At 61.2% G+C, this 21575-nt stretch carries 22 protein-coding genes and 1 pseudogene; 10 read left to right on the top strand and 13 right to left on the bottom strand.

The window, feature by feature from the left end:
* Positions 1 to 155 precede the first annotated feature (155 nt).
* The 4 genes from C9422_RS19020 to phnE are packed head-to-tail and all read left to right on the top strand — an operon-like array spanning position 156 to position 3386.
* Positions 156 to 1007 carry a putative selenate ABC transporter substrate-binding protein gene (locus C9422_RS19020; protein ID WP_116581756.1) on the top strand — a complete coding sequence of 284 codons (852 nt, stop codon included), beginning with the start codon at positions 156 to 158 and terminating at the stop codon, positions 1005 to 1007.
* Positions 1004 to 1801 carry a phosphonate ABC transporter ATP-binding protein gene (locus tag C9422_RS19015; RefSeq protein ID WP_116581755.1) on the top strand — a complete coding sequence of 266 codons (798 nt, stop codon included), beginning with the start codon at positions 1004 to 1006 and terminating at the stop codon, positions 1799 to 1801. Before C9422_RS19020 ends, C9422_RS19015 begins: the two co-directional genes overlap by 4 nt.
* A complete protein-coding gene (locus C9422_RS19010) occupies positions 1795 to 2622 on the top strand; it encodes an ABC transporter permease (RefSeq protein WP_095967569.1) in 828 nt (275 codons plus the stop codon). Before C9422_RS19015 ends, C9422_RS19010 begins: the two co-directional genes overlap by 7 nt.
* A complete protein-coding gene (gene phnE / locus C9422_RS19005) occupies positions 2619 to 3386 on the top strand; it encodes a phosphonate ABC transporter, permease protein PhnE (protein WP_116581754.1) in 768 nt (255 codons plus the stop codon). Before C9422_RS19010 ends, phnE begins: the two co-directional genes overlap by 4 nt.
* A gap of 255 nt (positions 3387 to 3641) precedes the next feature.
* Here phnE and C9422_RS19000 read toward each other — a convergent pair whose 3' ends face one another.
* The 4 genes from C9422_RS19000 to C9422_RS18990 form a co-directional block, all read right to left on the bottom strand.
* On the bottom strand, positions 3642 to 4076 hold the full coding sequence (locus tag C9422_RS19000) for a hypothetical protein (protein WP_116581753.1): 435 nt from the start codon (positions 4074 to 4076) through the stop codon (positions 3642 to 3644).
* Between the two features lie 8 nt (positions 4077 to 4084).
* Positions 4085 to 4891, bottom strand: coding sequence for an endonuclease/exonuclease/phosphatase family protein (locus tag C9422_RS32050; protein ID WP_133249023.1), 807 nt, complete (start codon positions 4889 to 4891; stop codon positions 4085 to 4087).
* Between the two features lie 314 nt (positions 4892 to 5205).
* Positions 5206 to 5463, bottom strand: a complete 258-nt coding sequence (locus C9422_RS18995) for a hypothetical protein (RefSeq protein ID WP_178082427.1) — start codon at positions 5461 to 5463, stop codon at positions 5206 to 5208.
* Between the two features lie 53 nt (positions 5464 to 5516).
* Entirely contained in the window at positions 5517 to 5978 is a 462-nt protein-coding gene (locus tag C9422_RS18990; protein WP_007977797.1) for a hypothetical protein, read from the bottom strand.
* Between the two features lie 624 nt (positions 5979 to 6602).
* On the opposite strand from C9422_RS18990, the gene C9422_RS18985 reads away from it, so the two are divergent.
* Entirely contained in the window at positions 6603 to 6956 is a 354-nt protein-coding gene (locus tag C9422_RS18985; RefSeq protein WP_116581752.1) for a DUF6124 family protein, read from the top strand.
* Positions 6957 to 7067: 111 nt separating this feature from the next.
* Here C9422_RS18985 and C9422_RS18980 read toward each other — a convergent pair whose 3' ends face one another.
* Positions 7068 to 8084: a succinylglutamate desuccinylase/aspartoacylase family protein gene (locus C9422_RS18980; protein ID WP_116581751.1), complete on the bottom strand. Its 1017-nt coding sequence runs from the start codon at positions 8082 to 8084 to the stop codon at positions 7068 to 7070.
* A gap of 171 nt (positions 8085 to 8255) precedes the next feature.
* On the opposite strand from C9422_RS18980, the pseudogene C9422_RS32975 reads away from it, so the two are divergent.
* Positions 8256 to 8708 (top strand): annotated as a pseudogene (locus tag C9422_RS32975) (TetR family transcriptional regulator C-terminal domain-containing protein); the annotation flags it as partial.
* On the opposite strand, the gene C9422_RS18970 reads toward C9422_RS32975, so the two are convergent.
* The 6 genes from C9422_RS18970 to C9422_RS18945 all read right to left on the bottom strand — a co-directional run bounded on the left by C9422_RS18970 (position 8664) and on the right by C9422_RS18945 (position 15640).
* Positions 8664 to 9668 carry a DMT family transporter gene (locus C9422_RS18970; protein ID WP_116581749.1) on the bottom strand — a complete coding sequence of 335 codons (1005 nt, stop codon included), beginning with the start codon at positions 9666 to 9668 and terminating at the stop codon, positions 8664 to 8666. The pseudogene C9422_RS32975 and the gene C9422_RS18970 overlap by 45 nt on opposite strands.
* Positions 9668 to 10366: an ABC transporter permease subunit gene (locus tag C9422_RS18965; RefSeq protein WP_116581748.1), complete on the bottom strand. Its 699-nt coding sequence runs from the start codon at positions 10364 to 10366 to the stop codon at positions 9668 to 9670. The genes C9422_RS18970 and C9422_RS18965 overlap by 1 nt, the downstream gene beginning before the upstream one ends.
* Before the next feature lie 18 nt (positions 10367 to 10384).
* Complete coding sequence (locus C9422_RS18960; RefSeq protein WP_007977785.1) at positions 10385 to 11098, bottom strand: ABC transporter permease; 714 nt, start codon at positions 11096 to 11098, stop codon at positions 10385 to 10387.
* 170 nt (positions 11099 to 11268) lie between these two features.
* On the bottom strand, positions 11269 to 12051 hold the full coding sequence (locus C9422_RS18955) for a transporter substrate-binding domain-containing protein (RefSeq protein ID WP_007977783.1): 783 nt from the start codon (positions 12049 to 12051) through the stop codon (positions 11269 to 11271).
* Between the two features lie 27 nt (positions 12052 to 12078).
* Entirely contained in the window at positions 12079 to 14082 is a 2004-nt protein-coding gene (locus C9422_RS32780) for an aminotransferase class I/II-fold pyridoxal phosphate-dependent enzyme (RefSeq protein WP_116581747.1), read from the bottom strand.
* A 157-nt stretch (positions 14083 to 14239) separates the two neighbouring features.
* Positions 14240 to 15640 carry an MFS transporter gene (locus C9422_RS18945; protein ID WP_116581746.1) on the bottom strand — a complete coding sequence of 467 codons (1401 nt, stop codon included), beginning with the start codon at positions 15638 to 15640 and terminating at the stop codon, positions 14240 to 14242.
* Between the two features lie 354 nt (positions 15641 to 15994).
* Between C9422_RS18945 and C9422_RS18940 the strand changes: the two genes are divergently transcribed.
* Together C9422_RS18940 and C9422_RS18935 are read left to right on the top strand one after the other, a co-directional pair.
* Positions 15995 to 16879 carry a LysR family transcriptional regulator gene (locus C9422_RS18940; protein WP_116581745.1) on the top strand — a complete coding sequence of 295 codons (885 nt, stop codon included), beginning with the start codon at positions 15995 to 15997 and terminating at the stop codon, positions 16877 to 16879.
* 184 nt (positions 16880 to 17063) lie between these two features.
* On the top strand, positions 17064 to 17483 hold the full coding sequence (locus tag C9422_RS18935; RefSeq protein WP_116581744.1) for an organic hydroperoxide resistance protein: 420 nt from the start codon (positions 17064 to 17066) through the stop codon (positions 17481 to 17483).
* Positions 17484 to 17676: 193 nt separating this feature from the next.
* Here C9422_RS18935 and C9422_RS18930 read toward each other — a convergent pair whose 3' ends face one another.
* Together C9422_RS18930 and C9422_RS18925 are read right to left on the bottom strand one after the other, a co-directional pair.
* Positions 17677 to 18129 carry a cupin domain-containing protein gene (locus C9422_RS18930; RefSeq protein WP_116581743.1) on the bottom strand — a complete coding sequence of 151 codons (453 nt, stop codon included), beginning with the start codon at positions 18127 to 18129 and terminating at the stop codon, positions 17677 to 17679.
* A gap of 163 nt (positions 18130 to 18292) precedes the next feature.
* The gene (locus C9422_RS18925) at positions 18293 to 18787 is read right to left on the bottom strand and encodes a helix-turn-helix domain-containing protein (protein ID WP_116581742.1); all 495 of its coding nucleotides are present in this window, start codon (positions 18785 to 18787) and stop codon (positions 18293 to 18295) included.
* 99 nt (positions 18788 to 18886) lie between these two features.
* On the opposite strand from C9422_RS18925, the gene C9422_RS18920 reads away from it, so the two are divergent.
* Both C9422_RS18920 and C9422_RS18915 read left to right on the top strand, forming a co-directional pair.
* Positions 18887 to 19519 carry an isochorismatase family cysteine hydrolase gene (locus C9422_RS18920; protein ID WP_116581741.1) on the top strand — a complete coding sequence of 211 codons (633 nt, stop codon included), beginning with the start codon at positions 18887 to 18889 and terminating at the stop codon, positions 19517 to 19519.
* Positions 19519 to 21084, top strand: a complete 1566-nt coding sequence (locus C9422_RS18915) for an aldehyde dehydrogenase (NADP(+)) (protein ID WP_116581740.1) — start codon at positions 19519 to 19521, stop codon at positions 21082 to 21084. The genes C9422_RS18920 and C9422_RS18915 overlap by 1 nt, the downstream gene beginning before the upstream one ends.
* Positions 21085 to 21575: the final 491 nt, after the last annotated feature.

Here is a 21575-nt window from a genome sequence, read left to right as displayed (position 1 = left end):
AGGAGCTGCCGCAGGCTGCGATCTTTTGCCTTTGGTCTCTCACCCAAGAGTCCCTATAATCGCGCCGTTTTCGTCTACCCTCACGAAGCGTCGTGCAGCAATCAGCTTGTGCGGGGCGCATCGACATTTTTCCGCTATTGAACCGGAGAACTTCCATGCTCAAACGTACCCTGGCCTTGGCCGTCGGCCTGACCCTGTCCCTTTCCACCCTGCTGGCACAGGCTGCCGAGACCCTCAAGGTCAGCGCCATTCCCGACGAAGCCCCCACCGAATTGCTGCGCAAGTTCAAGCCACTGGGCGAATACCTGGAGAAGCAACTGGGCATGAAGGTCGAGTTCGTACCGGTGTCCGACTACCCGGCGGTGGTCGAGGCGCTGGCCACGGATCGTATCGACATGGCCTGGCTGGGCGGTTTCACCTTCGTGCAGGCGCGTTTGAAAACCGGCAATGCCATTCCCCTGGTACAGCGTGAACAGGATGCCCAGTTCACCAGCAAATTCATCACCGCCGACCCGGCCGTCAAATCCCTGGCCGACCTCAAGGGCAAATCGTTCGCCTTCGGCTCGGTCTCGTCGACGTCCGGCAGCCTGATGCCGCGTTATTTCATGCTGCAGGACGGCATCAAGCCGGAAACCTATTTCAGCCGCGTCGGTTACTCCGGCGCCCACGACGCCACGGTCGCCTGGGTTCAGGCGGGCAAAGTGGACGCCGGCGTACTCAACGCCAGCGTCTGGGAAAAACTGGTCAAGGCCGGCAAGGTCGACACCGACAAGGTCAAGGTCTTCGCCACCACGCCGGCCTACTTCGACTACAACTGGACCGTGCGCGGCACCCTCGACCCGGCCCTGGCCGAGAAAATCAAGGTCGCCTTCCTCGCGCTCGACCCGGCCAACCCGGAGCAAAAGGCGATCCTCGACCTGCAGGCCGCCAGCCGCTTCATCGAGACCAAGCCTGAGAACTACAAGGGCATCGAGGAAGCCGCGCGCGCTGCCGACCTGCTGAAATGACCTTGCATCTGAACCGGGTCAGCCTCACCCACGACACGGGCGTGCGGGCGCTGCATGAGGTCGACCTGCACATCGGCGCCGGTGAGCAGGTGGCGATCATCGGCCCGTCCGGCGCCGGCAAGTCGAGCCTGCTGAACCTGCTGGCCACCGCCCTGCGCCCCGGCAGCGGCACGGTCGAGGTACTCGGCGAACAAGCCTGGCAGCTCGGCGCCCGACAGCGCCAACGCCTGCGCGCGCGCATCGGCCTGGTGCATCAGGCGCCGCCACTGCCACCGCGCCAGCGCGTGGTCACGGCGGTGCTGGCCGGCAAACTGGGGCAATGGGGTTTTGCCAAAAGCCTGCTGAGCCTGTTGCATCCGGTGGATGTGCCCGGCGCGCGCGCGGCCCTGGTCAAACTCGACCTGGGCGACAAGCTGTTCGCTCAGTGCCAGCAATTGTCCGGTGGCCAACTGCAGCGCGTGGGCATTGCCCGCGTGCTGTACCAGGCCCCCGACGTGCTGCTGGCCGATGAGCCGGTGTCGGCGATGGACCCGGTGCTGGCCGGGCACACCCTGTCGATCCTCTGCCGCCACGCCCGGGAACACAAGGTGACCCTGGTCGCCAGCCTGCATGCGGTGGATCTGGCGTTGAGCAACTTCTCGCGCATCATCGGTTTGCGCGACGGCCAGATCCTCTTCGATCTTCCCTCTGCCGACGTCGACCACGACTTGCTCGACAAGCTCTACGCCAACGAGCAACTGCAATCCCCGCCCGCTCCGGTGGCGCCCTTGAGCCTGCAGATTCCCCGATGCTGACGCGCGATACACGAGACCCGGCCACCCTGCCCCGCCTGCTGCTCAGCCTGCTGGCGCTGGCCCTGCTGTGGCCCGGCATCCACTTCAGCGAACTGGACCTGGGCGTGCTGCTCAAGGCCGACAGCCAGAGTGAAATGGGCCGTTTCGTTTCGGCCTTCTGGCCACCGGCCCATGGCGAAGAGTTCCTCCAGCTGTTGTGGCAAGCCACCTTGCAAACCCTGGCCATCGCCACCGCCGGCATGGCCCTGGCCTTGCTGTTGGCCGTGCCCGCCAGCCTGCTCGCCAGCCGCGCCCTGTCGCTGTCGGCCGCCTCGCGCGGTGGTCGCCCGAGCGCCCTGGGCCGGTTGTTGCGCTGGCCGGTGCGCGGGCTGCTGATTTTCCTGCGCAGCGTGCCGGAAATCGTCTGGGCCCTGCTGTTCGTGCGCGCCGTCGGCCTTGGCCCGACCGCCGGGGTGCTGGCCATCGCCATCACCTACAGCGGCATGCTGGGCAAGGTCTACGCGGAAATCTTCGAGTCGGTCGACCAGCGCCCCGCCCACTCACTGCTGCAAGCCGGCAGTGGCCGGTTGGCGGCGTTCTGCTACGGCATCCTGCCCAATGTCGCGGCGGAGCTGCTGTCGTACACCGTGTACCGCTGGGAATGCGCGATCCGCGCGTCCGTGGTGATGGGCTTCGTCGGCGCCGGCGGACTGGGCCAGCAGATCGACCTGTCGCTGCGCATGTTCGCCGGCGGTGAAGTGGCGAGCATGCTGCTGACCTTCTTCGTCCTGGTGCTGTTCGCCGACCAGATCAGCCGTCTGCTGCGCTGGAGGTTCGCATGAATCGCCTGATCAACCTGCTGCTGATCCTGTGCATCGGCGCCGCGGTCGTCGCCTCGTTCCGCTATCTGGGCATCGACCTCGGCGAACTGACAGGCAGCGGAAACCTGAAGCAGATGGGCGCCTACGTGCTGCGCTTTCTCAGCCCGGACCTGAGCACCAGCCACCTGCAAGCCATCGGCCGTGGCGCCGTGGAAACCATGGCGATGTCCGCCCTCGGCACCCTGCTCGCAGCGGTGTTTGGCCTGCTGCTGGCGCTGCCGGCGGCCGGACGCTTCGGCTGGCTGCTGCAGAGCGCATCGCGACTTGTGCTCAATGGCCTGCGCGCCATTCCCGAACTGGTGTGGGCCGCGCTGATGGTACTGGCCGCCGGCCTCGGCCCGAACGCCGGCACCCTGGCACTGGCCATGCACACCACCGGGGTACTCGGCCGCCTGTTCGCCGAAGCGCTGGAGAACACTCCGCCACAACCGGCCGAAGCCATTCGTTTGCAGGGCGGTAATGTGGTCTGGGCTTTCTGCTATGGCACCCTGCCTAACCTGTTTCCGCAGCTGTTGGCGTACATTTTGTACCGCTGGGAGAACAACATTCGGATGGCCAGCGTGCTGGGGTTTGTTGGGGCTGGGGGGTTGGGGCAGATGCTTTATGTCAGCCTCAGCCTGTTTCAGGAGGCTCAGGCAAGTACGGTGATTTTGGCGATGTTGGTGTTGGTGTTTGCTGTTGATGGGTTGAGTAGTTGGAGTCGGCAGCGGTGGGTTAAGGCGTGATGGGGGGTTGGGTGGATTTGGTCAACTGATTGCGTTCGAGCTGAGCAGGTATTTGTATGGGATTGACCGCCGCGCTTCGTGGGCCCGATCGGCTGAAAACGACCAATAGCTGCCCTCCGTGGAGAACAGCTATTGGCTGTAGATTCAAATGGTCGCCGTTACAGATTGGCTGCCTTCAGTCGGCGTCTCGTAGTTTAGTGTTTTCCGAGGGAGCCTATTTTTCTACCCACAAAATTAGCTTTCTGACACTCACGACTATTTAGATAGCCGAATTATTGAACTTATGACAGATTTCAGACGTGCCGACCCAAAAACATGGCTTAGTAGATTTTCTAATTCTTCGGCATCTTTAATTGTCACTTTGCTCGTGGGTAGTAGTCCTTGCTTACCAACAACCTCAGTGGCGATCTTTTCATCAAGCTTAAAAACAACAGGGAATAGTGTGATGTCGTGCGAGAAACTGAATAAATTGAAACGGTAGTCTTTGAGAAACTTCCCTCGAATGTCGAATCGGTACCCAAAGTCATTCGATAAGCCATATCTGATCATGTCAAACTCGTCCAACTGTACAATGTCAGCATGAACCATGTCATTAGTGAGTTGGGGAAGAAGTTTTGCTTGCTCTTCTAGCAGTTCTTTAGTGGAAGGTAGGTCGCTCGTTTCGAATTCTGACGGCCAAAGGTTTTTCATCTTAACTCCTAAGCTAAATTAAATGCGAAAAAAATTGGTAGATGATCACTGATTTTAGGGCGATTTTTTTTACCAACCAAATCAATTGGGCCTGCAGTTGTGAGGATTTTAAGTGAGGTTTTATCAAGCTGGCTTGCAACTGATGGCCTCAATATGACTTGGTCTAACGTGTTCCAGTAATGCGAAAGAGATGTTGGAGATGAGTGGAAATATGTCCCTGGCACACCAGTAAAGTCACCGAGTAAATTCCATGTTGGGTTGTAGAAAAAGCTGTGTGTATTTCCATGGAGAACCCGTTCCTTCTTGTTTGCCGTGACTAGACATGGAAGTGAGTTCAATGCAACGGCAGACATCATTCCATCATCGAAGGGGTTCATATTGAAGTCCCCTGTTACGATAGTGTTGGTATGCCCAGCTTCTAATTCGGCCTTTTCTAGATCCTGTTTAAAAAAACTTGCTATATGAACTTGATCCAGATCGCTGGCGTGCATTTTACTAGGGAGGTGCACAAAGGCGAGTAAAACCGGATTGAATCCGGGAATAGCTAATTCTTTTATAGTGTATCGGTCTGCTTCTCGCTTGTGGCTTATAAAAGAGTAGTGAGAAGAAACCATCAATGTAATTCGATCGCAGCCGATTTGAGGTATTAAAAGAAAATCTAGCCCTTTGCTTGAAAGTTCGTGAAGCAAGCTTGTTCCATCGTTTATATATTCTGCAAGCGCAATAAAATTAGCGCCAGAAGATGCTACCAGTTCAGAAATTTCTAAATCAGGAGCTTTTCTCCCCGTATTCCAGAATAAACATTTCAACTGCATTAGATGCTCACTTGGTGTCGTGCTATTAGCTGGAATATTTTAGTAAGTTTTTTATTTAAGCCCCCAGCGACAAAAAACTGTGTGACTGATAGAGGGTTCTGGTACACGATGGCTTCCACATTACTGGTGGGTTCACACTACAAATAGTACCGCGGTTATCCAAATAAAAACACCAGGACTACCAACGTTAGAATATACGGAACCTAATGTCGGCTCCGGGCTGAAGCGGCCCGAGGCAGATTGTCGGCTCGATTGCTGCCTGATGCCATAGGCAAAAACGCCCGCTCAATGGCGGGTTTGGTGAGCGGTTTGTCTTATGGCGAGTGGCTCAAACTCTTGCGCAATTCGTCCTCCAGCTTTCGACACACGTCTACGATGATATTTTTCCCGACTTCCGGACCTAAGTAGCTATCGACTTCCTCGCGGCATCGTTCGGCGGCTTCTCGGGCCTGCGTTCTTTCCTTATTTTCCGATGTGTTGCTAACATAAAAATCGAACACCACGTACAAGGTGATGGCGATAAAGATGCCTGCGACGATCTTGCTGCCCAGGCCAAATCTTCTACTGCCCACATAAAAACCCTTCCTGCGTCTCAACACAGGAAGGTTTTTTTGTTAGCGACTGATCACTCTTTAGCCTGGCTCAACTTGGTAAACAGCTCAGTCGGCACTTTCTTGCCGTTGGAGGTGTATTGGTTGGTGCGAAACTTGTACACCTCACCCTCGGACAGGAAACCGTCACCGTTGGCGTCCATCGCCTTGAATTCCTCTGTGCCCTTGGGGGCCACGGCCAGCAGTTCCTTGAGCGACACGCGGCCGTCATGGTCGGCGTCGGTGCGGGCGAAAGATGCATCGCCGCACTTGCCTTCACCGCACTTGCCTTCGGCCTGGGTCTTTTGCGCGCTGGCTTCGCTGGCACCGCACTTGCCTTCGCCACACTTGCCTTCGCTGGTCTTCTCGGCGGAGGCCAGTTGATAGCCCTGAGGCAAGGCTTCGGCGGAAAACGCCGAGGATGCGAAGTTGATACCGCCGACCAGTGCTACAGCGATCAGGCCAATACGGGTTTTGTTCGACTGGATACGAGACATGTTGATACTCCGGATCAATGACGTGGCGGGACCACTATTGGTCGTACCACAAGGGTTGATGAACCTGGTTGCGAGCTGCGTTGTGCTTCTCGCTTTGGCAGGTCTATTTGGCCCCAGTGGTGTATCCGGGCTGTATCCGTGATGAGTGGGTTTTGTAGGGTTGTAGTCGGATTTCGTGCGCTGATACACAGCGATACACGAAAGCCGGTATTCGGTTGACCGGGGATGTTTTTTGCTTGCGTGGGGGATCGCTCGAGATTGCCCACGAGCGTTTGTTTAAAAAGGTTGTAGGTTGTTTCCGGCGGGCTACAAGACCTTGCGTCGTTGCCTACGGGTACGCCAGAATCCGCCGGCTTGTGCGTCTAGGGGTCGGGTTCTATCGTTCGCGTGCCGCTGCCTGTTCAGCGGCCGGGTCTGGAAACCCCGAAATGAAAATGGCGCCACTGCGCCCTTCATAACCTATGCTTGCACGCTTTTAAGTGTGCACTCCGTTATGGCGGCTGTGCGCGGGAGACCTTCGGGTCTACCGGGTTGCCGTTTCCCCGGGTTTCCAGCCTGCGTACAGCTGCCACCTCTTCGTCTGGAAACGAACGTGGCAGCTTCAACCATGAAGCGGAGACTCCCATGTTCAAGGTCACCCCCAACCCGCCGGACACCGATCCGACATCCTCCTGCGAACCCGATTCAAACAGGCTCAACGAAGCCGCCGAATCCGCCTTCCACGTCCCCTCCACCGCCGACATCAAAGCCACACCGCGCACGCCTGGCACTCTGTTTACCGTCGACCCCGAGGCCGATACCGAAACGCTGATGGTGTATCTGGTCGAGACGTTGGCCTCGGTCGATGTGATGGTGCATCAGTTGGTGGATCATCTGGAGGGTGGGTCGCGCAATGCCCTGTTGGGGATTTCCAATAGTGTGATGCTGGCGGAGATTACGGCGAATCGGGTGTTGGATCAGATTGATCCGCGTGAATAGACCCGTTCAATTGTGGGAGCTGGCTTGCCAGCGATGGCGGCGGCACGTTCACCATCGCATCGCCGGCAAGCCGGCTCCCACAGGGGTTGTGTGTTTGATGTTGGGGGATGGCTAGTTCGGGTCGAGCAAGCCGCCGCTCCAGTGCCGCGACATCCGGCTGCCGGTGAATTTTGCCACGCCCATGCCCTGGGCGATCAGTCGGTCGCGATAGCGCGTGACCAGGCGCCCTGCTTGTTCGGCATGCAGCACCACTTCGGAAGTCGGGTCACCCGGGGTCCTGAGGATCCGGGCAAAGCGCTGCCCTTCTTCGACGAAATCTCCCAGCTCTTTTTCGAAGATCAGCACGCCGGGTTGCGGGGCGATGCTGGTTTCCATGTGGCCCATTTCCACGGCTTCGACAGGCCAGTCCGCGGGCGCCACGGACTCGTCGATGACGCCGAAAGCGCACAGCCAGTGGTACAGCCCTTCGGCATCCGACTCGGCGAAACGGTCGTTGACGTCGCCCTGCCCGCGCAGCTCCAGGGTCGCGGCCATGCGCCCTGCTGTGACGCCGTCGCGCAGCCACGGGGCGATGATGGTTTCTTCGAAGGAGCCGTCGCCGCCGTCATCCCAGATGATCGCCACGTCCATCTTCATCGCCGCCGCCAGTTCGCGACCGCGGGGCCAGAAACTGCGGTGCACGTAGAGGTACGGCAGGGCTTCGTCATCGGTGTGCAGGTCGAGCATCACGTCGGCCGGGGCGGCCAGTTGCACCAGTTTTTTTTGCCATTGCTGGACGCAGGTCGAAGGTCGCGCCATGGCCGCCGACTGGTCGAACGCGCGATTGAAGTTGTGCCCGGTCGCGTCGTGGTAACGCCCGAGAATCCGGCCCTGGCGAAACTGTCCGATGCCCAGTGGGTTGGCTTGTGGCACCACGGTTACCTGGCCCTTGAGCCGGCCCTGGGTTTCGGCGATCTGTAGCCGTTGCATCAGCACATGCAGGACCAGCATCCCGGCGATTTCATCGGCATGCACCCCGGCCTGCAGGTGCACGTTCGGCCCGCTGCCGTCGCCGGCATAGCGCCAGGCACCGACCCGCACGGCATCGCCGTTGTTGTTGCTGACACTGAACGAAATATCCTGCGGCATTGGTTTTCCCTCCTGTCATGACCGTTGAAAAACGCTGTATCGCGGCGGTCGAGGCTGGTGATTGAACAGGTGTTCAACTAAGCTCGACAGCGTGGAAGCTCATCCAGGGACAGCCTTGTGACAACCGATGCCCCGAAAAACCGTCGCGCCGAACCCGAAGACCGCCGCGAAATGCTGGTGGCGGCCACCGTGCGCTGCCTGGGCCGCGACGGTCACGCCGGGATCTCCGTGGGTTTGCTCAACCATCACTTCGGCAGCATCGAGGCATTGATTGCCGACACCTACCAGCGGCTCGCAAGCGAGCTGACCACTGCCCTGCTCCAGGAAATCGAACAGGCCGAGACACCTGCGCAGAAGATCGATGCCTTTCTGGAAGGCTCGTTCTCGCCCAGGGTCATGGACCCGAAACTGCTCGGGGTGTGGGTGGTGTTCTGGAGCCTGATCCGTCACTCCGAACACGTCAGCCAGTCCCATGAAAAAACCTACCGCGCCTACATCGATCTGCTCAGCCAATTGCTCGATGAACTGGCGGCCAGCGAAGGTTTCGTGATTCACGACACGCGCCTGGCCGCCATCGGCCTATCGGCGATGCTCGACGGTCTCTGGCTCGAGTGGTGCCTGAACCCCGAGACCTTCAGCGCCGCCAACGGACTGCATATCTGCCGTTGCTGGATAAAGGGGCTGCGTCACGGAGCATTCAGCACCGACGACGTCCTGTGACGGGTGCCGGCCGAAGATCATCGCCAGGGTGCCGCTGACGGCGATCAGCCCGGCGCCGATCATCAGTGACGTGTCCATCAGCGTGCCCCAGACCAGGCTCGACAGGGCAAACGCCCAGATCAAGCCGGTGTATTCGAACGGCGCGAGCAAGGTCGCGGTGGCGCGGCGGAAACTGGCGAACAGCAGGAACTGGCCGATGCCGCCTACCAGCCCGGCGCCGAGCATGCCCAGCCAGGCCGGTGTCGGCGAGGGTGTGTAAGTCCACGGCAGCGCCACCGCCATGCAAATCACAAACACCACGTTGGTGATCAGCATCTGTTCGAGCACGGAGGTCTGGTCATCCACCTGACGTAGCTGGATGTAGGTGAACGCCCAGCACATCGCCGCCAGCAGGGTCAGGACGATCGGCAACGGCTCGGTCATGTGGTCGGGGCGACAGGCAATGATCACCCCGACGAACCCGACGATCAGGCTGAACCACTGCCAGCCGCTGGCGCGCTCCTTGAGAATCACCGCCGCCAGCACCGTGACCATGATCGGCGCGGAAAAATACAGGGTGGTCATCTCGGCCAGGGTCAGGTCCCGGGCCGCTGTGTAGTACAGCACCCAGGCCACTATCGACAGCAAGCCGCGCACCACCAGCAGGCGCCGGCTCGGCGAATGCCAGGCGCGCTGGATAACCCGCGAACGCCCCGCCAGCAGCACGGCCACGACCACCACGGCGGCGCGCCAGAACAGAATGGTGACCACTGAATAATCGGCCACCAGCCACTTGATGACCGCATCCTGCAATGACAGGAACGCATAGCCCAGGGTGCACAGGCCAATGCCCTGCAGCGAGCGATCGACGTTCGACGAGCTCATCAGGCGGACCTGCGCACGGGCGTTCCGCGCCGCTCGGCGAAGGCAAACAGCGCTTCGATCAGGAAGGTCAGGCAGACGTAGACCCCGGCCACCAGCAACAGGGGTTCGTACACTTGCAGGGTTTGCGCGCGGACCACGTTGGCGGCGCCGAGCAGGTCGATCACGGCGATGGTCGAGGCCAGTGCCGTGGACTTGAGCAGCATCACGGTTTCCCCCGCCAGGGTCGGCAACAGCAGGCGCAGGGCCCGGGGCAAGCGCACCCGCAGCAACGACTGGCGCGCGGTCATGCCAAAGGCCGACGCGGCTTCCATTTCACCCTTGGGCACCGCCAGCAGGCCACCGCGAATCACTTCGCCGACATAGGCCCCCATCGACACCACCAGGGCGAACACGATGTACCAGTAGCCATCGCGCAGGTACGGCCAGAGGAAGCTGCCACGAATCAGCGGGAACTGGGCAAACAGGCTGCCCAGCCCGTAGTAGTAGATGTAGATCTGGATCAGCAGCGGCGTGCCGCGCGTGACGCTGGTGTAGAACAGGCTGACCTTGGCGATCACCTTGTTTTTCGAGATCCGCGCCAGCGCCACCAGCACCGCCAGCAGGTAACCGAACACACAGGAAACCAACAGAATGATGAGGGTGGTTTGCAGCCCCCGGCCCAACAGCGCCCCGTATTCAACTATCCACGCTGGAATCATTTCATTCTCTCTGCCGGTTCAGTCAACAAGAGGCATCCAGCGACGAATGCGTCGCTCCAACCGTCCCGAAAGATAGTTCGACGCCAAGGTCACCGCGTAGTACAGCGCGGCAGCCGTGAGGTAGAACAACAGGTAGTGGCGCGTCGAACCCGCGCCTTGCTTGGCGGTGTACAGCAGCTCGTTGGTGCCGACCACGCTGATCAGCGCGCTGTCCTTGATCAGGTTGATCCACAGGTTGGCCATCCCGGCCATGGCGTAAGGCGCCATGATCGGCAGCGTGACCCGGCGGAACAGACCGAAACCGTTGAGGCCGAACGCCTTGGCCGCTTCGATCTGGCCAAAGGGAATCGCCTGGATCGCCGCGCGGAAAATCTCCGAGGCGTAGGCGCCCTGCACCAACCCCAGCACGACGATGGCCGCCAGCGGACCGCTGACGTTCACCACGCCGTAGCCGAGTTTGGTCATCAGCGAGTTGAGGAGCATGGAGCCGACGTAGTACAGCAACAGAATCAGCAGCAGCTCCGGCACCGCGCGGAACAAGGTGGTGTAGCCGCGCATCAGCGCCGCAATCGGCTTCGGCGCGCCCAGCTTGAGGCACGCCACCACCAGCCCGATGGCCAGCCCGAGCACAAAGGCCCCGGCGGAAATCTGCAGGGTCATCCAGAGCCCCTTCAACAGCGCACTGCCCCATCCCTGCTCGGTGAAATTGATCAGATCGAACATTGCCGGCATTTCAGTCTCCAGTATGCGGTCATGAACACACCGCCGGATTCTGTGGGAGCGAGCTTGCTCGCGATGAGGCCATGCCAGTCAATATCAATGCTGACTGAACCACCGCTATCGCGAGCAAGCTCGCTCCCACAGGGATCTGCTTTTCCTCAGGACTTGCGTTTAGCCCGTCGTCAGAACGCCGGCTTCACGCTGGTGCCGAAGTAGCTCTGGGACAGCTCGTCGTAGTCCTTGCTCGCCAGCAATTCCTGGATGGCCTTGTCGAGTTTCGCCTTGAGTTCGGTGTCGTCCTTGCGCAGGCCGGCGCCTACGCCTTTGCCGAAGATCGGGTCATAGGGCACGGTGCCGAGGTAGGCCAGGTCCTTGGCATCCGGGGTCTTGACGAACGAAGCCATGGCGGTGCCGTCGGCCATCATCAGGTCGATGCGCCCGGCAATCAGGTCGGCGTTGGCCGAGTCCTGGGTGTCGTAGTACTTAACGTCGGCGATTTTTTCGTAGTAGGTCTTCAGGTAGCTGGCGCTCACGGTCGAGTTCTGCACGCCGATGATCTTGCCCTTCAGGTCATCCGGGTACTTCTTCACCGACGTCTCTTTCGGGCCGACGACGGCAATCGCCGAATCGTAGTAGGCCTTGCTGAAGGCGATCTGTTTTTCCCGTTCTTCGGTCACCGACATCGAAGAAAAGATCACGTCGATCTTCTTCGCCAGCAGCGACGGAATGATGCCGTCCCACGCCACTTCCTTGATCTCGCAATCGGCTTTCATTTCGCTGCACAGCTTGTGGATCAGGTCGACTTCAAAGCCCTTCCACTCACCGTTGGCCTGCTTTTCGGTGTACGGCGGATAGGGTTCGGCGGCCACCGCGAAACGGATCGGCTGTGCCTGAGCCGCGCTCATGCCGGCCAGCAGTACGCAGGCTGCACCGGTCAACCAGTTTGCAAAACGTCGATTTCCCATGTTGTTTTCCCGTCTTTTTATGATGAGTTAGCGAGTCTGATGAGCGTTGACGAATTGCCGGCAACGCTCGCTGCGTGGGTGTACGAACACTTCGTCCGGCGAACCGGTTTCCTCGATCAGCCCTTGATGCAGGAAGGCGACTTTGGAAGAGACATCGCGTGCGAAAGCCATTTCATGAGTCACCAGGATCATGGTCCGGCCTTCTTCGGCGAGGGAGCGGATCACCCGCAGCACTTCCCCGACCAGTTCCGGGTCGAGTGCCGAGGTGGGTTCATCGAACAGCATGACCTTGGGCCGCATGGCCAGGGCCCGGGCGATGGCCACCCGTTGTTGCTGTCCCCCGGAGAGAAACGCCGGGTACTCGTTGCGCTTGGCCGCAAGCCCGACGCGTTCGAGCAGGGCTTCGGCCCGTTCGGTGGCCTCCGCACGGCTTTCACGCAGGACCTGGGTCGGCGCTTCGATGAGGTTTTCCAGCACCGTGCGATGGGGCCAGAGGTTGAAGTTCTGAAACACCATGCCCAGGCTCGACCTGATGCGCACCAGCTGCTTGGCGTCCGACACCAGCGGAGCGCCGGGACGATTCTGGTTAAGGTGAATGCTTTCGCCATCGACCAGGATGCGGCCCTGGTCCGGCACTTCGAGCATGTTGATGCAGCGCAGCAAGGTACTTTTGCCCGAGCCGCTGGCACCGATCAGGGAGATCACCTCGCCTTCGCGGGCGGTCAGGGAGACGCCCTTGAGCACTTCGATATTGCCGAAGCGTTTGTGCAGGCGATCGACCTCGATCATGGTCCTGGCCGCGGTCGGCTCGACGGTTGCGGTACTGGTCACCGTGCCGATCACCGGCCTCGGCGCTTCGCCGTTGAGCACCTGGACAAAGCCGCGAATGCGCTGGCAGGCCTGGGCCAGTCGCTCTTCGCTGAGGGTGAACGAAAGCCGTACAAAACCCTGGGCCGGCTCACCGAATGCCGCGGCATCCAGGACCGAGACACCGGCTTCACGCAGCAGGCGCCAGGCGAATTCCAGCGAGGTCAGGCCGGTGCCGCGCACGTCCACCAGCACGAACATGCCGGCATCCGGGTTGAGCACGCTGATGCCCGGGCAATCGGCCAGGCCGGACACCACCAGATCGCGGCGCCGGCGATAGATCTCGCGCATGCCGTGGGTGACTTCTTCATGGGACTGCACGGCCTTGAGCGCCGCTTCCATGACGAAACCGGGCAAGCCGTACAGCATGCTCAGCACCAGGGTTTCGACATGGTTGACCAGGGCTTCGTTGGCCACGACCCAGCCGATGCGCCAACCGGTCATGGCATGGGATTTCGACAGGCTGCCGATCACCACGCAGCGCTCGGCCATGCCCGGCAACGCCGCCAGGCTCAGGTGTTCGCGCTCGTAGGCGAGGCTCTCGTAGACCTCGTCCACCACCACCCACAGGTCATGGGCGATGGCGAGGTCGGCGATGGCTTGCAGCTCTTCGCGACCCAGTACCACACCGGTGGGGTTGTTCGGGTTGGAGAAGAAAATCGCCCGGGTGCGCGGGGTGATGGCCTTGGCCAATACGGCGGCATCGAGGCGGAAACCCGAGTCCGCCGCACAGGGCACCCGCACCAGCGTGGCACCGGACGCCTTGAGCGTGGCTTCGTAGGTGACGTACATCGGGTCGAGGGCGATCACTTCGTCGCCGGCACCGAGCAGGCACATCGAGGTGGCGAACAAGGCGTTCTGCGCACCGGCGGTGAGAATGATGTTCGAGGCCTGCAGTTCGCGGTCGATCAACCGGCTGTAGCGGCCGGCGATGGCTTCACGCAGGGCCTGGCGGCCGGCGATTTCGGTGTAGTGGGTATCCCCTTCGCGCAAGGCGTGGATGGCGGCATCGGTGATGAAATCCGGGGTGGGAAAATCCGGGTCGCCGACGCTGAGGATGATCACGTCCTCGCCTTTGCGCTGTGCCGCGTTGGCCGCGTAGTGAATATCCCAGGCGGCAACGCCTTGGCCACTGATCCGCTCTACAAAGGGTGAAAACCGCATGCCAGTGCCTCGTTCGAATTGAAGAAACGCAAGCCCGCAACCAGCCGGGGGAAGGTGGCCCTCAACATAGTCCAGACTGAACACTCGTTCAACAGAAAACTCACAAGGCTTCGCGTTCAGCGCAAACAGGTCGTTTTCACGACAGTCGCGCCGTTTTTCAACACGACGCGATCAGGCGCCGTGAAACGATTTTGCTGACCGCGCCAATCGCCAGGGCGATGCAGATCAACCCCGCCGCTACCGCAAACGTCAAGCGCATCCCCTGCGCGATGGCCTCAGGTGGCGCCTGCAAAACATCGTGGCTGGCGGTGCCGAAGGCGAACACGGCGCCCATCACGCCAGCGCCGGTGATCAGGCCGAGATTGCGCGACAACCCGAGCAGACCGGAGACCACGCCGCGCTCTTGCGGCGCGATGGCCGACAGCACGGCGGTATTGTTGGCCGCCTGGAACAGCGCATAACCGGCGGTCATGACCGCCAGGGGCACGATGTAGCCGGCCGCACCGAAGTTCGTCGGCACGGCGGGCAGGATGCAAGCACCGGTCAGCATGGCCAGCAATCCAAGCGTGCCGGATCGATGTGCGCCCAATCTGTCGACCCATCGACCCGCCGGGACCCCGACCAGTGCGGCGACCAGCGGACCCGTCGACATCACCAGGCCAACGCTCGCTGCATTCAGCGCCAGTGCGCCGGTGAGATAAAACGGCCCCACCACCAGGGTGGCCATGACCACGGTCGTCACCAGCAGGCTCATGGCGAAACCTGCGCTCAGCTGCACATTGCGGAACATCGTCAGTCGAACCAGCGGCGACTCGGCGCTGCGCTCGACGAACACAAACACGCCCGCCCCCACCACGGCCACCAGCAGCAGTGCCAGGTTCAGCGGAGCAAAACTGCCGCGCCCGAGGGTCATCGCCAGCGCGTAGGCCAGCAGCGTCAGGACCAGCATCAGGGTGCCGAGGACATCGAAACCCGCTCGATCCGCCCTTTTCTCAGGGTCATCTTTCGGCAGAAAACGCTGCGCGAGTCCCATCGCCAAAACACCCAAGGGCACATTGAGCAGAAAAATCGCCTGCCACCCCGAATGGGCAATCAAGAAACCGCCGAGGGTCGGGCCGAGCGAGGTGCCAATCGCCGACATCGTGCCGAGCAGGCCCATCGCACTGCCCAGTTTTGCCTTGGGCACCGCCCCGCTCACCAGCGCCAGGGTCAACGCCATCATGATGGCCGCGCCGATGCCCTGCAGGGCCCGGGCGGTAATCAGCCACCCGAGACTGGATGAGACGGCGCACAGGACTGAAGCGGCGGTAAACACACCCATCCCGATCAACAACAAACGCCGACGGCCAATGATGTCGCCGAGCCGCCCGACACTGACGATCAGCGCCGTGATCGCCAGCAGGTAAGCGAGCACCACCCATTGCACTTGCTGGAAAGAGGCCGAAAACGCGGCGGCCAGTGTCGGCAAACCGACATTGGCAATGCTCGTGCCCAGGGATGACAGCAGCATGGACAGCGACAGGCTGGCCAGCGCGCCCCGAATCGATATGGACTTCATTTTCTTGCGACTCCGCAAACAGGTTGTCTGGAGCCTAAGCCCAGCCATAACATGGCGGAAGACGCAGCGTTTGCACTGAATACATGCACCAGACGCCACCTACCCACAAACCAGTGTGGGAGCAGGCCTGTGGTGAGGGGGGGCTTGTGGTGAGGGGCTGTGTTGAGGGACCTGTGGCGAGGGGGCTTGCCCCCGTTTGAGTGCGTAGCACTCACAAGATCTTTGGTGCATCAGAGATTTTGGGGCTGCTTCGCAACCCAACGGGGGCAAGCCCCCTCGCCACAGGTCCCTCACCACAAGCCCCCTAATCACAGCCCCCCTCACCACAGACCTGCTCCCACAGGAACCCATTCCATGCCCGACCTGAATCTGCTGATCACCCTGAACGTGTTGCTCGAAGAAGGCAGCGTGGCCCGCGCCGCGCAGCGTTTGCGCCTGAGCCCGTCAGCCATGAGCCGGGCGCTGGCGCGGTTGCGCGAAACCACGGGCGATCCGTTGCTGGTGCGGGCCGGACGCGGGCTCGTCCCCACACCCCGAGCGCTGGAGTTGCGTGAACGCGTCGGCCTGCTGGTACAGGACGCCGAAGCCGTCCTGCGCCCCGCCGAGGCACTTAACCTCGATCAACTGGCGCGCACCTTCACCCTGCGCACCAGCGATGGCTTCGTGGAGAATTTCGGCGCGCCACTGATCGCCCGTATCAGTCGGGAGGCGCCCGGTGTCCGCCTGAATTTCGTGCAGAAGCTGAACAAGGACAGCACCCTGCTGCGCGACGGTTCGGTGGATCTGGAAACCGGCGTGATCGACGAATCCACCAGCCCGGAAGTGCGGACCCGGATGCTGTTTCGCGACCGCTTCATTGGCGTGGTGCGCGAGGGCCATCCGCTGGCTCAGGGTGAAGTCACACCGGTGCGTTATGCCGACGCCCGGCACATCCTGGTTTCACGCCGGGGCCACGAAAAAGGTGTCATGGACGATGCCTTGAATGAGTTGGGGCTGAAGCGGGAGATCATCACCCTCGTCGCCGGTTTTTCATCCGCGATTGCATTGGCGCGGGCTTCAGATCTGGTCGCCAGCGTACCGCAGCGGCACGTCGGCAACCTGTGCCAGGGCATGCATTGCTTTGCTCTGCCCTTCCCCACGCCGCCGATCACGGTGTCGATGCTGTGGCACCCGCGCATGGACGCCGACCCGGCGCATCGCTGGCTGCGCGGTTGTGTGTGGGAGGTTTGCAGTCAATAAACTCCGGCGCCGCGCGCATTCCAGCGGTTTGTATCGAACTGTATGTCCCCCCGGCCACCCTACACAGCGATACACATCCCCAGGTTCAGGACATATGGGCACTACATGGAAATGAAAAAGTGGGGCGCATCGGAAAGCGCAGGTTTTCCGAGCATTCCAGCGACCCACTGACAGGAAAAACACCATGATCAATGCAATCGATACCGTGCTGTACACCGGCAAGACCCACACCACCGGCGGCCGCGACGGTCAGGCGCGCAGCACCGATGGACGCCTGGACATCCAGCTTTCGCCTCCCGGCGCTTCGGGTACCGGCACCAATCCTGAGCAACTGCTGGCGGCGGGTTGGTCGGCCTGTTTCATCGGGGCGATGGGCAAGGCGTGCGTCGCGCTGAAAGTGGCCTTGCCGAGCGACGTGGCGGTGGATGCCGAAATCGATCTGGGCAAGTCCGAAAACGCTTTCTTCCTTCAAGCCCGCCTGAATGTCAGCCTGCCGGGCCTGGACCCGGCCATCGCACGCAGCGTGGTGGAACTGGCGCATCAGACTTGCCCGTACTCCAAAGCGACCCGCGGCAATATCGACGTCGAGATCAATCTGGTTTGATCGACGCAAGAAAGCCTGGCCTGACGTCTTGATACCGGTCAGGCCAGGCTTTCTGAACACCGCAATCGTTGTTGTTGTTGTTGTTGTTGTGGGAGCGAGCTTGCTCGCGATGGTCTAGAGAGCGCCGCGTTTAGCCAGTAAGCACGCGTTATCGTTAACGACCATCGCGAGCAAGCTCGCTCCCACAGTTTACCTACTCCTTCAGGATCAGCAGTGGCTGGCCTTTCTTGACGATATAGGTTGCCAGTTCCGAGGCCTTGTCCTGGCCCACGTTCTTCGCCACATGGGCGACGCCTTCAGGGATGTACAACGAATCACCGGCCTTGAGCGTCACCGGTGCCCGCCCTTCCAACTGATACTCGAAGGTACCGCTGATCACGTGCGCCACTTCCACGCCAGGGTGAGCGTGTTTGGGTGATGTCACGCCCGGGTCGAAGTCCACGAGCACCTGAGTGACTTCGCGATCGGCGGCGCCCAGGTCTTCGCGTATCAGATCAGTGCGATGCAGGCCCTGCTGCCAGCTTTTCATCGCCGGGGCCGCCTGTGTTTCCTGGGCTTGAGAGAAGCTCGCGAAAGTCGCAAGCCCTGCAGCGGCCAGGGCAATGCCCAGCTTGCCGATGGTGTGACGGGTGTTGATACGCAACATTGCCTTTCCTCCAGTTGAACCCTGGCCAGCCGCGCCGAAAATGACACGGTGCCGGTGATTGCATTTGAAGGCCGCCGTGTATCGCCAGGGTGTCTGGAAACCCCGGTTTTGTATGCCCGGGTAACGGCGGGCGTTGCGGATACCTGCCGATACAAACCCGCCGCTAGGCCTTGAACGCTTCGCGCCGGGCGCTGCGTTCGGCGACATAGGCGGCACTCGGTTCACTGATCAGGTCGGCGCGGCGCAAGGGCTGCCCGCAATGGGCGCACAGCGGACCGAGGCCGGCGGGCTCGCCGCAACTGCGGTGGGTATAGACCACCGCCAAACCTTCCTCGGGCGATTTGCACCAGGTTTCGCCCCAGGCCCGCAGCGCCAGCACCACCGAGTAGAACGCATCGCCCTTTTCCGTGAGGTGATATTCGTAGCGTTTGGGCCGTTCGCTGTAGGCACGTCGCTCCAGGAGCCCGTCGGTCTCCATGCTCTTCAAGCGTGCCGCGACCATTTGCGGCGTACCGCCGGTCTGCGCCTGGATTTCATCGAAGCGATGACTGCCCATGAACAACTCACGCAGCACCAGCACCGTCCAACGGTCGCCCACGACGGCTTCGGCCCGGGAAATCGGGCACAGGGTTTCAGAAACGGTTGCTTTCACCGACATGCGGTATTGCCTCTTGCCTAGTTACTATGATTATCATATCTACGTGAATTGCTGGCAACTACACTTCATCATCCACGGATTATCTTGCGGAGCACCGCCATGTCCAACGCCACCTACCCTCTTGATCGGACGGCCTATCTGCTGGTCGACCCCTACAACGATTTTCTGTCGGAAGGCGGAAAGATCTACCCCTTGATCGAGCCCATTGCCAAGCAAGTCGGCCTGCTCGATAACCTGCGTACGCTTGATCGCACCGTTCGCGGGCTCGGCATTCCGGTGGTCATCGTACCGCATCACCGCTGGGAAAAAGGCGACTACGAAAACTGGGATCACCCAAGCCCCACCCAGTGCAAGATCATGCACATGCACCACTTCGCACGCGGGGAATGGGGCGGCGAATGGCACCCCGACTTCGCGCCGCAGGACGGCGACATCATCGTTCAGGAACATTGGGGCTCCAGCGGCTTTGCCAATACCGACCTGGATTTTCGCCTCAAGCAAAAGGGTATCACCCACGTGATCATCGTCGGCCTGCTGGCCAACACCTGCATCGAGGCCACCGCCCGTTACGCTCAGGAACTTGGCTATCACGTCACTCTGGTACGGGACGCGACCGCGGCCTTCAAGCCGGAGATGATGCATTCGGCCCATGAGCTGAACGGCCCGACCTTCGCTCACGCCATCCTGACCACCGATGAACTGGTTGCCGCACTGGCACAGGCAGGTGCGTGATGCAGTTGACCGGCAACCTGCTGATCGGCGCCCGTGAAGTCGGCGCCAGCGAAGGCACCCTGAAGGCGCTCAATCCCGCGACCAACCAGCCGATTGAACCGGCGTTCGCATTGGGTAGCGTGGCCGATGTCGACCGGGCGGCGATACTGGCCGATGAAGCATTCGATGTGTACAGCCATACCTCGCTCGCCGTGCGGGCGGCGTTTCTCGAACGCATCGCCGACAACCTCGACCGTGTTCGCACGGCGCTGGCGGCACGGGCCGCCCTGGAAACCGGCGTGCCCGAGGCGCAACTGGAAGGCGAGGCAATCAAGGCGGCCACCCAGTTCCGTCAGTTCGCCGATGTGGTGCGCAAGGGGCATTTCCTGCAACTGGCCATCGACCCGGCGCAACCCGAGCGTCAGCCACGCCCGCGCATGGATCATCGCCTGCAAAAAATCGCCATCGGCCCGGTGGCGATTTTCGGCGCGAGCAACTTCCCCATCGCCTATTCGGTGGCCGGTGGCGATACCGCGTCGGCGCTGGCGGCGGGATCGACCGTCATTCTCAAGGCGCACAACGCGCATCCCGGCGCCTCGGAAATCCAGGCCCGGGCGATCCGCCAGGCGGTGCAAGACTGCGGATTGCCCGAAGGCGTGTTCTCCATGGTGCGTGGCGGCGGCAATGCCATCGGCGAAGCGCTGGTCGATCATCCGCTGATCAAGGCCGTGACCTTCACCGGTTCCGAACAGGGTGGCATGGCGCTGTATCGGCGTGCGCAATTGCGCCCCGAGCCGATTCCGGTCTTCGCCGAAATGACCAGCGTCAACCCGACCTTTATCCTGCCCCAGGCACTGGCCGAACGCGGCGCGGCGATTGGCGATGGCTTTGTCGAGCGCATGCTGGTCAACGTCGGGCAAGCCTGCCTCAAGCCGGCGATCCTGCTGGCCGTCGAGGGCGCAGGGTTTGCAGCACTGCGCCACGCCATGAGCCAACGCGTGAGCGCAGCACCGGCGCGCACGATGCTGACACCGGGCATCCATGGGGCCTATCTGAACGGGCTGCGCACCCTGGAAAACGCCGGCGCCCGCCTCGTCGCCGTGGGCTCGACCGCCACCGCTGAAGTCGATGGCCGTTCGGCGCTGTTCGAAGTCGAGGGCGAACATTTTCTCGCCGAACCGGCGCTTTCCCAGGAGGTATTCGGCCCGTCCGCGCTGCTGGTGAAGGTCCGGGATGAAGCGGAGCTGTTACGGGTAGCGCGCTCATTCAAGGGGCAACTCAGCGCGACCCTGCACCTTGAACAGGACGACCTGCCACTGGCCCGTCGCCTGCTGCCAACCCTGGAGCGACGCACCGGGCGCATCGTGGTCAACGCCTTCGCCCATCCGCAGGAAGTGTGTTTTGCCACCGTGCATGGCGGGCCGTTTCCGGCCACCTCGGACAGCCGCTTCACCTCGGTGGGCATGACCGCCATCGAGCGCTTCCTGCGCCCGGTGGCTTACCAGGGGTTTCCGGATGAGCTGCTGCCGGAGGTTTTGCGTGAGGGCAATCCCTTGGGATTGCCACGTCTTGTGGACGGTCATTGAACGAAAATGCATCTCCGGCCACCGCTGACTGCAGGAGCGAGACGGCTCCTACATTGGTGTTGTAGGGGCCAAACACAGTTCTTGTGCCCACTGAAAATCCCTGTGGGCGGGCTTGCCTGCGAAGGCGTCGGCACAGCCAACATCATCGGTGGCTGAACTACCGCTTTCGCGGGCAAGCCCGCTCCCACAGTAGATTCGGTAGTCCACAAATACTGCGTACACCCACTAACCCTGTGCGAGCTCGCTCGCGAAGGCGTCGGCACAGCCAACATCATCGGTGGCTGAACTACCGCTTTCGCGGGCAAGCCCGCTCCCACAGTAGATCCGGTAGTCCACAAATACTGCGTACACCCACTAACCCTGTGGGAGCGAGCTCGCTCGCGAAGGCGTCGGCACAGCCAACATCATCGGTGGCTGAACTACCGCTTTCGCGGGCAAGCCCGCTCCCACAGTAGATTCGGTAGTCCACAAATACTGCGTACACCCACAGT

It is taken from the genome of Pseudomonas sp. B1(2018), assembly GCF_003097365.1.
Lineage (GTDB): Bacteria > Pseudomonadota > Gammaproteobacteria > Pseudomonadales > Pseudomonadaceae > Aquipseudomonas > Aquipseudomonas laurylsulfatiphila.
The sequence above is the reverse complement of the archived record's forward strand: the minus strand, read 5'-3'. Positions and strand labels throughout refer to the sequence as shown.

Coding starts and splice junctions, on each gene's coding strand:
- phnE (WP_116581754.1), top strand. CDS start 2,619: ATGAATCGCCTGATCAACCTGCTGCTGATCCTGTGCATCGGCGCCGCG.
- C9422_RS18960 (WP_007977785.1), bottom strand. CDS start 11,098: ATGCCGGCAATGTTCGATCTGATCAATTTCACCGAGCAGGGATGGGGC.
- C9422_RS18990 (WP_007977797.1), bottom strand. CDS start 5,978: ATGTCTCGTATCCAGTCGAACAAAACCCGTATTGGCCTGATCGCTGTA.
- C9422_RS19000 (WP_116581753.1), bottom strand. CDS start 4,076: ATGAAAAACCTTTGGCCGTCAGAATTCGAAACGAGCGACCTACCTTCC.
- C9422_RS19010 (WP_095967569.1), top strand. CDS start 1,795: ATGCTGACGCGCGATACACGAGACCCGGCCACCCTGCCCCGCCTGCTG.
- C9422_RS18970 (WP_116581749.1), bottom strand. CDS start 9,668: ATGAGCTCGTCGAACGTCGATCGCTCGCTGCAGGGCATTGGCCTGTGC.
- C9422_RS18985 (WP_116581752.1), top strand. CDS start 6,603: ATGTTCAAGGTCACCCCCAACCCGCCGGACACCGATCCGACATCCTCC.
- C9422_RS18920 (WP_116581741.1), top strand. CDS start 18,887: ATGTCCAACGCCACCTACCCTCTTGATCGGACGGCCTATCTGCTGGTC.
- C9422_RS18935 (WP_116581744.1), top strand. CDS start 17,064: ATGATCAATGCAATCGATACCGTGCTGTACACCGGCAAGACCCACACC.
- C9422_RS18965 (WP_116581748.1), bottom strand. CDS start 10,366: ATGATTCCAGCGTGGATAGTTGAATACGGGGCGCTGTTGGGCCGGGGG.
- C9422_RS18930 (WP_116581743.1), bottom strand. CDS start 18,129: ATGTTGCGTATCAACACCCGTCACACCATCGGCAAGCTGGGCATTGCC.
- C9422_RS19015 (WP_116581755.1), top strand. CDS start 1,004: ATGACCTTGCATCTGAACCGGGTCAGCCTCACCCACGACACGGGCGTG.
- C9422_RS18940 (WP_116581745.1), top strand. CDS start 15,995: ATGCCCGACCTGAATCTGCTGATCACCCTGAACGTGTTGCTCGAAGAA.
- C9422_RS18915 (WP_116581740.1), top strand. CDS start 19,519: ATGCAGTTGACCGGCAACCTGCTGATCGGCGCCCGTGAAGTCGGCGCC.
- C9422_RS18945 (WP_116581746.1), bottom strand. CDS start 15,640: ATGAAGTCCATATCGATTCGGGGCGCGCTGGCCAGCCTGTCGCTGTCC.
- C9422_RS19020 (WP_116581756.1), top strand. CDS start 156: ATGCTCAAACGTACCCTGGCCTTGGCCGTCGGCCTGACCCTGTCCCTT.
- C9422_RS32050 (WP_133249023.1), bottom strand. CDS start 4,891: ATGCAGTTGAAATGTTTATTCTGGAATACGGGGAGAAAAGCTCCTGAT.
- C9422_RS18955 (WP_007977783.1), bottom strand. CDS start 12,051: ATGGGAAATCGACGTTTTGCAAACTGGTTGACCGGTGCAGCCTGCGTA.
- C9422_RS18980 (WP_116581751.1), bottom strand. CDS start 8,084: ATGCCGCAGGATATTTCGTTCAGTGTCAGCAACAACAACGGCGATGCC.
- C9422_RS32780 (WP_116581747.1), bottom strand. CDS start 14,082: ATGCGGTTTTCACCCTTTGTAGAGCGGATCAGTGGCCAAGGCGTTGCC.
- C9422_RS18925 (WP_116581742.1), bottom strand. CDS start 18,787: ATGTCGGTGAAAGCAACCGTTTCTGAAACCCTGTGCCCGATTTCCCGG.